The sequence below is a fragment of the Pseudomonas sp. BS-2016 genome, assembly GCF_001806145.1.
GTDB classification, from domain to species: Bacteria; Pseudomonadota; Gammaproteobacteria; order Pseudomonadales; family Pseudomonadaceae; genus Aquipseudomonas; species Aquipseudomonas lundensis.
This window is the reverse complement of sequence record NZ_MLCT01000018.1, coordinates 33,850-46,764: the sequence shown is the minus strand read 5'-3', so window position 1 is coordinate 46,764 and position 12,915 is coordinate 33,850. Positions and strand designations below refer to the sequence as shown.

Here is a 12,915-nt window from a genome sequence, read left to right as displayed (position 1 = left end):
GGACTAATAAAGACTCGCTGGGCATCACCGTGGCAGGCGCTACCAACGCCGTGAGCGATGTCGGTAAAGGCGTCACGTCATTGGGCACAGGCGTCAGCACGTTGATCGATAACACGCCGATCAGTCAGATCCCCGTGGTGGGCGGGGTGGTCAATAAAGTCACGGATGCAACGGGTGGTCTGGTGGGCAATGTGGGAACAACGGTCACCATGATCGGCAACACCCTCACCGGCGCCGCCACCACCGGGCCATTGAGCAAAGTGACCGGTGGCCTGAATGACAAAGTCGTGGTGCCCGTGATTTCACTGGTGGAAAACACCACGGGCAAAGTCGGCACGGCGACCGGACTCGGGGCGCCTGTGGATGGCCTGCTGAACAAAGTCGGCGGCGTGGTTGGCGGGCTGGGTGACAAGGTGGCCGGCACCGGTAATGGCAACCCTGTGACCGGTCTGGTGGGCGGGGTGTTGACGGGTGTTGCCGGGGCTACGGACAAGGCCGGCGGCTATGTCAATCCGGCACCCGCAGCGGGCGGTGGTACGGGTGGCGGGGCAGGCGGCCTGCCGGGGATTGCGGGCGCCGGGTTGCTGGAAACCGTGGGTGGCGTGGTCAATGGGGTAAGCACCGGGCTGGCCGGTGGCAGCACCAGCGGTGTGGTGGATGCCGCCGGTGCCAATGGCAATGCCATCGGCAATACCGTGGCCTCCATTGGCGGTGCGCTGGGCGGTACCGGAGTGGCGAACAACGCCGCGGGCGCCCCGTTGGCAGCGGTCACCACCACGGTGGGCACGGCGCTTAATCCGGTCACCAGCACCGTGACCAGCGTGACGCAAAACGTCGGTGCAGCCACGGGTGTCGGGGCGCCGGTCAGCGGCTTGCTCAATCAAGTGGGCGGGGCGGTCAGCAGCGTGGGTGTGAAAGTAGATGCGGGCAGCAACAACCCGGTCGTGAGCGCAGTCGGTCAAACGGTCAATACCGTGGGCGCAACGGTGGGTGCGGTCGGAGGACTGTTGAACGGTGGCACCACCGCGCAAGGCGGCGCGACAACCGGTGCTGTGCGCGGCTTGGGTGGGGTACTCGGAGGCCTGGGCAATCTGGGCAAGTAAAACTAACGAATTGCACCTGGCCGGTTCGACGGCCTCACCTACAGCGCCTACGCTTGGTTGAGACGAGAGGTTCTGATGAACCTCTCGTCTTTTTTTGAGCCAAGGATCTAGGGCTTGCACCGGGTAGCGTCGCCCTGAGATGACGCACCCACCTGGTTATGTCGCTGTTGTTGACCATGGAGTGTCATATGCGTACTTACGTTCCTCTCGTATTTGTTGTGCTGACCCCGTGCGTCATGGCCGAGCCCTTGCCGCGCTACCTCAACAGCAACGAAATGATGCAGACCCTGCCCACCCCCAACCTGCCAGTGGACGCTTACCGCCCGCAAAAGCCAGCGTTGCAATTGCCCAAGCCCGGCGCGGTCGAGCCGCCACCGTTGGTGATGGGCACCAGACTCACCATCCGCAAATTACAGATTGAAGGTGGCACCGTGTACCCGCTCAAGGAGCTGGGCGCTGCCTATCAATCGTTACTGGGCCATGAGATCACCCTGGCGCAATTGATCGATGCCACGCGCACCATCACCCAGCGCTACCAAACCGATGGTTACTTGTTGTCGTACGCGTTTTTGCCGCCGCAAAATTTTGATCAGGGGCTGGTGCGGGTGGTGCTGGTGGAAGGCTACATCCGTGATTACACCGTGCAGGGTGATGTCGGTCGGGTGAAGGGCTTCATCGATGAACTGGTGGACAAGCTCAAGGGCGAGCGCCCGCTGACCCGCAAAACGTTCGACCGCTACGCGACCTTGATGGGGCGCCTGCCGGGCGTCACCTTGCAAGCACAAGTGCCGCCGCCCGGCACCACGGATGGCGCCTCGACCCTGACCATCAATGCCAGCCGCAAACCGTTCACCACCAGCATGAGCCTCACCGAAGGCAGCCGCGACAGCACGCAGGCACTGTTCGGGGTCAGCAGCAACTCGCAAACAGCGATGGCCGAGCAATTGAGCGTCAGCGGGTTGTTCCCGCCCGGCAACGACAAAGAACATTACTACCGCATCGACTACAGCCAGTACCTGAACGCTGAGGGCACGCAGTTGAGCCTGTATGGCGCGCGGTATCGCAGCGATCCGGGGAGCAGCATTGCCACCAGTGACGGGTTTGAACTCAAGCCGCATCGCGAGAACGACCGCTTCTCCATCGGCGTCAGCCACCCGCTGATCGCCGCCCCCAACCAATGGCTCAGCGTCGGCGCCCGGTTGTACGGCGTGAATGACCGCACCGATTACGAGGTGGTCGGCTTCCCGGTCAGCCTCAGCGAGAAAACAGACGTACGCGCCCTGGCGTTCGAGGGGGACTGGCGCAAGTCCGATAACAAACAACTGCGCATCGTCAGCGCGGGTCTGTATCAAGGCATGAAAGGCCTGGGCGCCAAGAGTGAAACCAACCTCACCGGCAATCAGTACGACCTGGATTTCTTGCGCCTGCGTTTGTCCGGCGTGCAGAGCGATACGTTTTTCGAGAATTGGCAGGGCGTGATGTCCGGCGCCCTCTACTGGAGTGCAGACAGCTTGCCCGACAGTGAGCGAGCGGTGTTTGGCGGACAGAACTTTGGCCGCGGCTACCCCGACGATCAGGCGTCCGGCGACAAGGGGTGGGGGGTGGCGTATGAGGTCAACTACAGCTTCAACCGCGAAGGGCCGTGGGTGAAATTGCTGCAGCCCTACGCGGTGCTGGACAAGGCCAAAACCTGGTTCAACGATTTGCCATTCAAAGGCTCGGACATGTCTTCGGCGGCGGTCGGGCTGCGTTTTGGCGACAAACGTTACTACAACATTGCCCTGGAAGCGGCCAAGCCGATGTCCGACATGGCGCTGGACAGCTTCAACCGCCGCCCGCGCTACACCTTGAGTTTCAGTTATCAGCTATAGCCGCAGGGCTCGCGAGGGCAACCTCGCGAGTGTTCGACACGCGGACCGGCCTCAGCCGTCGATCAACTTGAGCGTCGGCTGAGGGAAAAGGGCATTCAGGGTATCGAGCAAACGCTCGTGATAGATGGGTTTGCGAAACAGGTCCAGCACCTGCAACCGCAACAGATCGCTGACGTCATCCATGTCGGCATGCCCGGACACGACGATGACCGGCAGATGTTGACGCGAGGTGTGTTCACGCAAGCGCTTTATCAGCGAGATGCCGCTTTCTTCCGGCATGCGCAGGTCGGTAATGACCAGGGCAATGTCCGGATGTCGGGTCAAGTGGTGCAATGCGGCTTTCACCGACGTGGCGGTGTGGCAACAAAACCCTTCGCCCTCCAGCAGTTCGGCCAGCTCAGAAAGAGCCTCCTCCTCGTCATCCACGAGGAGGAGCTGTTGGCGTGGCGAAAAGGCGGTCATGTTGCGTTCCTGTAAAAGGGGCCAGAGCAGGATTTACGCATGATGCGCATGCTTAAGTCACTGCCGTTCCGCCCAAACCTTTGACCAGGTTGTTAAACGTGGATTTGACGACGCCCGACAGCGGCGTGACAAACAGTGCGAGCACCACCGCCACCATGGCCGCAATCAGGGCGTATTCAATGCCCGAAGCCCCGTCCCGGCGCTTGATTAATTGACGGGTCTGATACACGCAGAACGCCTGAGTCGGCACATACACTTTCAGAACAGTATCCAGAAGCATCTGACTTCTCCTTAGTGCGCCGAAGCGGGCACTGTGTAACGTAGGTGCTACATACTTCCCATTTGCCATCAGAGCATTGCCAACAAAGCCCGACCTCACAACTGTAAGAAAGGATTAATCCGAAAGTAGTAATCCAAACGGATCAGGTCATCCGCCATCAAAAACGTTAAACAAATCAAAGTCCTCGAATGTCCTGTCAGAAATAACCCGGTCAGTAATGGCGTTTTGTCCTACCTGCGCTACCTTCAAATAGCGAAATGGTTGCAACTGGCCAACCGTTCATAGCTACCTGATTGCGCATGATTTTTTGTCTGCCGTACGCAATGGGAAAGGGAGAGCCATATGAACAATCGCCGGAGTCTGGTGCTCGCCGCGATCTTGTTTTTGGGGGCTATTGCCGCCGGTTTCTGGGGGTTGATGCTGGCCCGTCAACAGCCTGTTCCTCCTGCTCCGGTGGCGCAGGTGGTGGAGCAAGGGGTGAGCCATCTTGAAGACCAGACCAAGCAAAGCGTGGTGGTGTTGACCCGCGATGTCGCCCCGCATGTGGCCTTGACTGCCGATGATTTGACGCTGGAAAAATTACGCACGGCGCCCGCCGGGAGCCTCACCGCTATCGACCAGGCGGTGGGACGCACCCCATGGCGAGGGCTGAACGCGGGCACCTGGCTCAATGAACACAGCTTCGAAATCGGCGGGCCGCTGGCGCGCATGATTCGCCCTGACGAACGCGCGCTGGCGGTGGCGATTGATGAAGTGGCCGGGGCCGCGGGGCAGTTTGGTCCGGGGGATTACGTCGACATTCTGCTGTTTCTGCGTCAGGACACCACCAACCCTGAATCCTCCACACAAGTGGTGCTGCCTGCGGTGCGGGTGTTGAGCATTGGCGATGAATTGGGTCTGACCAGTGACGGCCAACCGGTGAGTCAGGCGCTGACCGCCGAGCAGGCGCAACTGCAAACCCAGCGCCGGGTGACGGCACGCACCGTGGTGCTGGCCATCCCCGAGCCGCTGGTCAATCAACTGATGCTTGCCGCGCAGGCCGGAACCTTGCGTCTGGCGGTGCGCAGCGCGCAAGAACAACGCTTGAGCCACTACTGGTCAGGTGAAAAAGACGCGGCGAGCAATCTGGCGGGCGCCAGACGCAGCCTCTACCAGTTCAATCAACTGGCGATGGCCACGCCGGCCAACAAGGCGCCACTGACAGCCCCGGCCGGTCCGCCTCGGGCCCGTGGGATAGAAATCATTCGAGGCACCCAGGCGCCCGCCCACTAAAACATTCCTGATCTGCAAGGAAGCCCAGCATGAGTCAACGTTGTGTGCCGCTGTTTAAACAAGTTGTCTGGACGCTGATGCTGGGCGGCCTGTGTGTTGACATGGCAATGGCTGCGTCGGCGCATTGCGCGTTATTGGGGCCATTGCCCGCGGTGCTGGAAGTGGCCCAGGGCACCCAGCAAGCACTGGATTCCCCCGTCAGCATCACCCGCATTGCCGTGGGCGATCCGGCCATTGCGGACGTCTATGCCAACGGCGACAGCGCCTTTTTGCTGACCGGCGTCGCCCCCGGCACCACCAGCCTGATGGTCTGGACCGCGTGTTCCAACAAACCGCGCCAAAGCATGGTGTTCGTCAAAGGTAAAGCCGCTGCCGGGTTTACCAGCGCGTCACTGTCCCCATCGCAAGACCCGACGTTGCCCAGCCAGGTACAGACTGATATTCGCTTTGTCGAAGTCAGTCGCACCAAGCTTCAGGAGGCCAGCACCTCAATTTTCGGCATGGGCAGCAACTTCCTGTTCGGCTCGCCGGGGTCGCTGATTACCACCGCTGAAAACGTCATCACGGGCGGCCCCCCGGCCGACAACAAGTACTTCAACATCGGTTTTGGGGGCGGTCGGGTCAAGGCCATGATCAATGCGCTGGAAGGCAGCGGGTTTGCCTACACGTTGGCGCGTCCGAGCCTGGTGGCGCTGAGCGGTCAAAGCGCCACGTTTCTGGCCGGCGGCGAAGTGCCGGTGCCAGTGCCCAGCAGTGGCAGCGACAACGTGTCCATCGAGTACAAGGAATTCGGGATCCGCCTCACCCTGACCCCCACGGTGGTCAGCCGTGATCGCATCGTGCTCAAAGTCGCGCCCGAAGTCAGCGAGCTGGACTACACCAACGCCGTGAACATCGCAGGCACGCTGGTCCCCGGGCTTAAGGTGCGCCGCACCGACACCAGTATTTCCCTGGCTGACGGTGAGAGCTTTGTCATCAGTGGCCTGATCAGTACGCGCAATAGCTCACAGGTCGACAAATTCCCCGGCTTGGGCGATATCCCGATTCTCGGGGCGTTTTTCCGCTCCTCCAACATCAGCCGCGAAGAGCGCGAGTTGCTGATGATCGTCACCCCGCACCTGATCCAGCCGCTGGCGGCCACTGCCCAGTTGCCTTCATTGCCCGGAGAAAAGCTGCGCAATTACGACCCCAACTGGTATCGCCTGTATTTTCTCGAAAACGGCAATTTCAATCGCCGTAGCGGGTTATCCAAATGAGCCAGGGACTGAGCCAGACATTTCTCGCGTTAACGCGCAACAACACCGACCTTGAATGGTTGCAAGGCGCGCTGGCGCCCATCGGCCAAGTGGTGGGCGCCAGCACTGGCAGCCTGGATGAGTTGTTGGCGCTGGTGGACGTGACCTTCGCCGGGCTGGTGTTCGTGGGGCTGGACCGCGAGAAAGTGGTCGCTCAGTGTGCCTTGATTGAAGGCGCGCTGGAAGCCAAGCCGATGCTGGCCATCGTGGCCCTGGGCGATGGCATGGACAACCAGTTGGTGCTCAACGCCATGCGCGCCGGGGCGCGGGATTTTGTCGCGTATGGTTCGCGCTCCAGCGAGGTGGCCGGGTTGGTCCGACGCCTGAGCAAGCGCCTGCCTGCCGTCACGCCCAATGCACAATTGGGCGGCCTGACGGTGATGTACAGCGCGCAGTGCAACGCCGATGGCGCCTTGCTGACCAGCCACTTGGGGCTCGTGGTGCAAAAGAGCGACCAGCAAACCCTGCTGCTGGATTTGGGCCTGCCCCGTGGCGACAGTCTCGCGCTGTTGGGGCTGCAAAGCGCGTTCTACTTCGGTGATGCCCTGCGCCATTTGCGGCGCCTGGACAGCACGTTGATCGACAGCGCCTTCAGCGTCGCCCCCGGTGGCTTGCGCATTCTGGCGTACAGCGACAGCGACGAGCCTCTTGAGCACACCAGCGCGGCCGAGTTGTACATGTTGCTCAGCGCTTTGCGTCAGCACTTTCAGCACATCGTGGTGAACCTCACCGGCCAGCCCGACAGCGAAGCGCTGCGCACCTTTGTCAGCCATTGCGACAAATTGCTGTGGTACACCGACCAGAACGTCCTCGACTGCCGACGCAATCTGGCGATTCTCAACCTGTGGCGCGCCAAAGGCATGAACCTGGAACACGCGCGGATGCTGGTGGACCGTTACCTGCGCGGCGTGGCGCCCGACGCCGACGCACTGGCCAAGACCTTCGGCCTTGAAGTGCTGGCCACGCTACCACCTGCTGACGAACTGCGGATGAACGCCAAGAACCAGGCCACCACCCTCTTCGAACTCGGCCCGCGTGAGGCGCTGACCCAAGGCCTGAAAACCCTGGGCGAGCGCCTGGCCCAACGTTCTCAAGGGCTTGCCAGGCCCTCAGCCCACTGGCTGAGCCGCTTCTGGGGGGCTAAATGAACGGTGAAAAACTGTTCGGTGCCGGCCTGCACGGGGCGCACGGGCATGCCGAGCACGACAGCCTGAAACGGGTGCTGCACCGCTACATCATCGAGGCCATTGAAGAAACCGGCAAAAACCTGCTGGAAGACGCGCGCCCCGCGCTAGCTCATTTCGTCACTGACAAAGTGGCTGAATACGTGTCGCGCCTGCACCTGGCGATTTCACGCTATGAAATGGAACGGCTGGCCGAGGAAATCGTTGACGAGCTCACCGGCTTTGGCCCGCTGGAAGTCCTGCTGCGCGATCCGGCGGTCACCGAAATTCTGGTCAATGGCCCGCACCGGGTGTTTATCGAGCGCGACGGCATCCTGCACCAGAGCGAACTGCGCTTTATCGACGACCACCACGTCGAGCGGGTCATGCAGCGCATTCTGGCGCCGTTGGGGCGACGGCTCGATGAGTCCTCGCCGATGGTCGACGCGCGCATGCCCGATGGCAGCCGGGTCAACGCGATCATCCCGCCGATTGCACTGGACGGCCCGTGCCTGTCGATTCGAAAGTTTCGCAAGGACATGCTCAAAAGCACGGACCTGATGGCCATGCAAACCATCGATCAGGCGATCTATGACTTCATTCAGGAGGCCGTGAGCAAGCGCTGCAACATCCTCATCAGCGGCGGCACGGGCACCGGTAAAACCACGCTGCTCAATATCCTCAGTCAGTTGATTAACCCCTACGAACGGCTGGTCACCATTGAGGACGTGGCCGAATTACAGCTCGGCCACCCGCACGTGGTGCGTCTGGAAACCCGCCCGCCCAATGCCGAAGGCCATGGGGAGGTCAAAGCTAGCGACTTGATCCGCAACGCCCTGCGGATGCGCCCCGACCGCATCATCCTGGGGGAAATCCGCGGCGTTGAAGTACTCGACGTACTGACCGCCATGAACACCGGCCATGACGGCTCCATGAGCACCGTGCACGCCAACACCGCACAGGATGCGCTGTTGCGCCTGGAAACCCTCGTGGGCCTGACCGGGCGCACCGTGGCGGAGAAAACCCTGCGCCAAATGATCTGCGCCGCGCTGGACGTCATCATCCAGCTCACGCGCATGCCCGACGGGCGTCGCTGTGTCAGCGAAGTGCTGGAGGTGGTGGGTGTGCGCGATGACGTGTATGTCACCAATACCCTGTTCCGGCTGGATCGGCGCACCGGGGTCGGTTTCATGCGCGAAGCGCTCAACCCGGCGGGCGACAAGTTACGTCGCGAGCCAATCGTGAACCTTCAAGGTTGAGGGGCCCGCCATGATCCCGGCCCTGCTGCTGTTATTGATCGCGTTGCTGATGGCGTGCCTGGCGCTGTTTATTGTGTTCCGTGTGTTGCGCAATCCGACCACCAGCCGGGTGCTCAATCGGTTAGCGCAAGGGCAACCGCAACCGGCCCCGCACTTGGGCGGACTGCTCTGGCTGGACCGCGCCTTTTTGCAGGCCGGGCTGCCCCGGCCGTCGGAGCGCTTGCGGCTGTGGCTTGGCCTGTGGCTCGGGGCGATGCTGCTGGCCGGGCTCGCAGGCGGCTGGATGGCGGTGCTTGCTTGCCTGCTGCTGCCACCGCTGTGCCTGAAGCTGTACCTCAGTTGGCGCTACCACCGTCAGGTGCGGCGCATGGTTGAGCAACTGCCGCCGTTACTGGATCACGCGGTGCGCAGCTTGAAGGCGGGGCGCACGTTGGCGGATGCCGTGCTCAATGCGATTGATGCCTCCAGTGACCCGCTCAAGACCGCGCTGGGCCGGGTGTCGCGCAATGTGCAATTGGGCGTCAGCTTGCCGGAAGCGGTGCAGGACGTGGCCGAGCTGTACGAGCGCGAAGAGTTTCGCCTGTTTGCTCTGGGCCTCAAGGTCAACCAGCGCTACGGCGGCAAAGCCAGTGAACTGCTGGAAAACCTCATCACCCTGATTCGCGAGCGCGAACAAGGTGCCCGTCAACTCAAGGCCATGACCGGTGAGACGCGCTTCACGGCCATGGTGCTGGCCGTTTTGCCGCTGTTGGTGCTGGTGTATTTCATGTTCACCAACCCCGCTTACCTGCCCAAAATGTGGAGCGACGCCTCCGGGCAGCATTTGTTGCTGACGGCGCTGGCGATGCAGGTCATCGGCTGCTTCACCCTGTGGCGCATGGTGCGGAGCGTATGACATGGCCTTGCTGATAAGCGTTGTCTTGCTGTTGGCCGCCCTGGCACTGGTCATCAATAGCGTGATCCAGCAGCGGCTGCGCCAACAACGTGTGATGCAGCGCCTTGAGGGCGGGAAAACCGGTACGCACACGCTTGGCACTTGGCTGCGGGCTGTCGGCAGCAGCAAAGTGGGCCAGCGCTCGGTGTCGCTGGACCACGAAACCCAAACCCTGTTGACCCGGCTGGGGTGGCGCACGGCCAGTCAGCGCTCGCTGTTTGCCGCCTTTCAGATTGGCACCCCGGTGGTGCTGGCCGGGTTGGTGTTCGTGGGGCATAACGTGTTCTACCCGGACACGGGCAATGTGTGGGTGGGGCCGCTGTTCGGGCTGGCCATCGGTTACTTGATCCCCAAACGGTTACTGGCCTACGCAGCCGCCCGGCGTCAGCAACAGGTGGCGATTGAGGTTTCTACATTTATCCCGCTCCTGCGCATTCTCTTTGAGTCAGGCATGGCGGTGGAGCAAGCACTGCGCGTGCTGAGTCAGGAGGCGCGGCAGTTGTTGCCCGTGTTGACTGGCGAGCTGCGATTGGTGCTGGCCCGTGTCGATTCCGGGCTGGAACTGGGTCAGGAGCTGCAAAAAGCCGCGAGCTTGCTGGCGGTGGATGAGTTCGACGATACCTGTGTGATTCTTCAGCAACTGATCCAGCAGGGTGGCGGGGCCATGAAGTCGTTGCAGGCGCTCAAAGCATTGCTCGATGACCGGCGCCTGACGCGCATGCAGGAATACATCTCGAAAATGTCGGCCAAGATGTCGGTCGTGATGATGGTGTTCCTGTTTCCGGCGCTGCTGATTGTGTTGGCAGGCCCCAGTTTTATCGCTATTTCACGGGCCTTCGGGTCTTGACCGGGAGTGTGAACATGAAAGCTGTGATCGTCGCGTGCGGGCTGCTGATGCTGGGCGGCTGTGCGAGCGGGGGCGCGAGTAACCCGCCGTGGCTGGCCCTGAACAGCAGTTGCGCCAAGTTGAGTGGCGATCAGGAGTTGTCAATGAACCTGGCCGACGACATGGCCAAAGAAGGCAAGCTGCACGCCAGTCTGGCCAATCTGCAAAGCCTGCCCGAGCGCTACGGGCAGGTGCAGTTGCGCAAGGCGCGCCTCTATCGTCAGTTGGGCCGCAGCGAGGCCGAGCCTCTGTATCGAAGTTTGCAGGGCACCTGTCTGGCAGCCGAGGGCGAGCATGGCCTGGGGCAACTGGCGGCAGCCCGAGGAGACAACGCCCAGGCCCTAGCCTACCTGCAAAAGGCCGCCAGCCTGGCCCCCACCGATGACAAGATCCGCAATGACTTGGGGGTGGTGTACCTCAACCTGTTGCGCCTGGACGACGCACGCTTTGAGTTTTTGACCGCGCTGGAACTCAGCAAAGAGGACGACACGTTGGCGGCGTTGAATCTGGTGACGTTGTTGATCTATCAGGACAACTGGAAGCAAGCGGCAGAACTGGTCACCCGCGCCGGACTGACACCCGAGCAAGTGACCGATGCCCAGGCCCGTGCGCAAGCACTCAAAGCCCCGGCCAGCGATCAGGTGGCGGTACTCAAATAATCGGAGGTGTGCGATGGCGATGACTGTACGTGTCGGCGTGTTACTGGTGTGGATGCCCTTGAGCGCGCTGGCCATCGAGCCGGGGCCGTCGTCCCGCTACCAGCAGGAAACCGAAAACTGGTTGCAGGTTCAGGTCAGCGGCAAAGAGGGTTCAACGGTGCCGCAGACGCTTACCCCGCAAGAGCGCGAACAAAGCCTGCAACGTTTGCTGAAAAGTTACGATCACGAAATCCCGGAGTACTACAAACAGGAATCGGGCGGCGGGGGCGGGACGTCCAATTAACGCGCGCGCCACCGCCTGTGCGCGCTGAACACCGCGAGCACAGGCGTGCGGGCTTCAGTGGGCCGTCAGCCGGTGCTGTTTGGCGCTGGCATTGGGCGACAGCGCCAGGGCCAGTTGAGTGCGGTTGTTCATGTGGGTCAGGCGTAATACTTGTGACACGTAGAGTTTGACCGTGTTTTCCGTGATGCCCAGGTCGCAGGCGATCTGGTAGTTGGTCTGGCCTTTGCCCACCAGTCGGGCCACGTCGAGCTGGCGCGGTGACAGTTGCTGGAAAATCGCCGGCATGGCGTGCGAATCCTCTTCAGCGACGCCGTCAACGCCCGCGGTCAGTGGCGGTTGGCGCACGGATTCCATGTCCTGATACAGGTCGTCAATGGAGTCCGCCAAAAACTGAAGCTTGCGGTTCAAGTGCCCGAGCTGGACGCTTTTCATCCGTTCGCGCAGTTGCTCTTCCTGACGTTGGATGCCTTCAAGCAGTTCATTGAGGTCGACCGGTTTTTGGTAGTAATCCGCGATGCCGATGCGTAAGGCTTTGATCACATCCTGTTTGTCGGCGCGGCCGGTCAGCAGGATGCTTTCGAACAGGCGTTGTTTACCGGCGTGCTTTTGCAGGTGTTGGGTGAGTTCGATGCCATTCATGTCCGGCATGTGCAAGTCACACAGCACCAGACCGATTGCAGGGTCTGCGTTGAAGCACTCAATGGCTTCACGGCTCGACTCACAGGGCACGCACCGGTAGCCACTGCTTTCCAGAAACTCGCAGAGTTCTTCGACGATCAAGGGCTGGTCGTCGACCACCAGTACTTTTATGAGAGGGCTGAGCTGGTTCACGCGGTACTCCATGCCTGGCAAGCCTGTTCAAGGCAAACTGCGCCACTCATCGTGAGCAGGCTGGTTTAAAAGTAGACCCAGTTTCCCGTGCTGTACATGGAATAAATCCTACGTCTGCACTAGGGCATGCACAGCGTAGCCAACGCAAAACCGGCCAGCAAAAAGGGCGCGAAGGGGACTTTTTTTGACAGTGGACCAGGGTCGCCGGGTGCAGGTGTTGTAACCCGTTGATACACAAGCGGCAGGATTTTTGACGCGATCAGCAGCCATAGCGCGGCACACAGGCCAGCGCCGATAAAGGTGCCCAGCACCGTCAGACGATCGGTGGCCAATGCCAGGGTTACTAGCAGCTTGACATCCCCCGCGCCGAACTTATTGAGCGCATAACCGGGCAGGGTCAGCACCAGCGCAATCAGCAGCGCCACCAGGGCTTCGCTGGGGGGGGCGCCGAGCCAGGTGTGGCCGCTCCAGAGCAGGTACAGCACTGCCAGGGCCATGCCGCCGAGGGTCAGGGTGTTGGCGATCTGGCGTTGGTACAGATCCTGAAGTGCGCACGCGGCCAACCAGAGGAACAGGATGAGTAATTGCGTCACGTAATCGGCGTCCCTTTTTGGCGA

Annotated in this window: 14 protein-coding genes; 10 read left to right on the top strand and 4 right to left on the bottom strand. The window is 61.4% G+C overall.

Annotated features, from left to right (window positions below; translation table 11 throughout):
- The first annotated feature begins 29 nt into the window (after positions 1 to 29).
- On the top strand, positions 30 to 1,103 hold the full coding sequence (locus BKD70_RS25315; RefSeq protein WP_240478002.1) for a collagen-like triple helix repeat-containing protein: 1,074 nt from the start codon (positions 30 to 32) through the stop codon (positions 1,101 to 1,103).
- A 188-nt stretch (positions 1,104 to 1,291) separates the two neighbouring features.
- Positions 1,292 to 2,974, top strand: a complete 1,683-nt coding sequence (locus tag BKD70_RS08960; RefSeq protein ID WP_047273228.1) for a ShlB/FhaC/HecB family hemolysin secretion/activation protein — start codon at positions 1,292 to 1,294, stop codon at positions 2,972 to 2,974.
- A gap of 51 nt (positions 2,975 to 3,025) precedes the next feature.
- Here the strand turns inward: BKD70_RS08960 and BKD70_RS08955 are convergent, their stop codons facing one another.
- Positions 3,026 to 3,436, bottom strand: a complete 411-nt coding sequence (locus BKD70_RS08955) for a response regulator (protein WP_047273229.1) — start codon at positions 3,434 to 3,436, stop codon at positions 3,026 to 3,028.
- A 52-nt stretch (positions 3,437 to 3,488) separates the two neighbouring features.
- Positions 3,489 to 3,716 carry a Flp family type IVb pilin gene (locus BKD70_RS08950; RefSeq protein ID WP_047273230.1) on the bottom strand — a complete coding sequence of 76 codons (228 nt, stop codon included), beginning with the start codon at positions 3,714 to 3,716 and terminating at the stop codon, positions 3,489 to 3,491.
- A gap of 342 nt (positions 3,717 to 4,058) precedes the next feature.
- Here BKD70_RS08950 and cpaB point away from each other — a divergent pair, with 342 nt between their 5' ends.
- Genes cpaB through BKD70_RS08910 form a run of 8 tightly spaced genes read left to right on the top strand, consistent with a single transcriptional unit; the run spans position 4,059 to position 11,467 of the window.
- On the top strand, positions 4,059 to 4,988 hold the full coding sequence (gene cpaB / locus BKD70_RS08945; protein WP_047273231.1) for a Flp pilus assembly protein CpaB: 930 nt from the start codon (positions 4,059 to 4,061) through the stop codon (positions 4,986 to 4,988).
- 29 nt (positions 4,989 to 5,017) lie between these two features.
- On the top strand, positions 5,018 to 6,244 hold the full coding sequence (locus BKD70_RS08940; protein WP_047273232.1) for a type II and III secretion system protein family protein: 1,227 nt from the start codon (positions 5,018 to 5,020) through the stop codon (positions 6,242 to 6,244).
- Positions 6,241 to 7,431, top strand: a complete 1,191-nt coding sequence (locus BKD70_RS08935; RefSeq protein ID WP_047273233.1) for a pilus assembly protein — start codon at positions 6,241 to 6,243, stop codon at positions 7,429 to 7,431. The genes BKD70_RS08940 and BKD70_RS08935 overlap by 4 nt, the downstream gene beginning before the upstream one ends.
- Positions 7,428 to 8,705 carry a CpaF family protein gene (locus tag BKD70_RS08930; protein WP_047273234.1) on the top strand — a complete coding sequence of 426 codons (1,278 nt, stop codon included), beginning with the start codon at positions 7,428 to 7,430 and terminating at the stop codon, positions 8,703 to 8,705. Before BKD70_RS08935 ends, BKD70_RS08930 begins: the two co-directional genes overlap by 4 nt.
- 10 nt (positions 8,706 to 8,715) lie before the next feature.
- A complete protein-coding gene (locus BKD70_RS08925) occupies positions 8,716 to 9,600 on the top strand; it encodes a type II secretion system F family protein (RefSeq protein WP_047273235.1) in 885 nt (294 codons plus the stop codon).
- 1 nt (position 9,601) lies between these two features.
- On the top strand, positions 9,602 to 10,486 hold the full coding sequence (locus BKD70_RS08920; protein ID WP_047273236.1) for a type II secretion system F family protein: 885 nt from the start codon (positions 9,602 to 9,604) through the stop codon (positions 10,484 to 10,486).
- A 14-nt stretch (positions 10,487 to 10,500) separates the two neighbouring features.
- Complete coding sequence (locus BKD70_RS08915; protein ID WP_047273237.1) at positions 10,501 to 11,184, top strand: tetratricopeptide repeat protein; 684 nt, start codon at positions 10,501 to 10,503, stop codon at positions 11,182 to 11,184.
- 13 nt (positions 11,185 to 11,197) lie between these two features.
- The gene (locus tag BKD70_RS08910) at positions 11,198 to 11,467 is read left to right on the top strand and encodes a DUF3613 domain-containing protein (RefSeq protein ID WP_047273238.1); all 270 of its coding nucleotides are present in this window, start codon (positions 11,198 to 11,200) and stop codon (positions 11,465 to 11,467) included.
- A gap of 54 nt (positions 11,468 to 11,521) precedes the next feature.
- On the opposite strand, the gene BKD70_RS08905 is transcribed toward BKD70_RS08910, so the two are convergent.
- Entirely contained in the window at positions 11,522 to 12,298 is a 777-nt protein-coding gene (locus tag BKD70_RS08905) for a response regulator transcription factor (RefSeq protein WP_047273277.1), read from the bottom strand.
- A 119-nt stretch (positions 12,299 to 12,417) separates the two neighbouring features.
- Entirely contained in the window at positions 12,418 to 12,891 is a 474-nt protein-coding gene (locus BKD70_RS08900; RefSeq protein ID WP_047273239.1) for a prepilin peptidase, read from the bottom strand.
- Between the last annotated feature and the right edge of the window lie 24 nt (positions 12,892 to 12,915).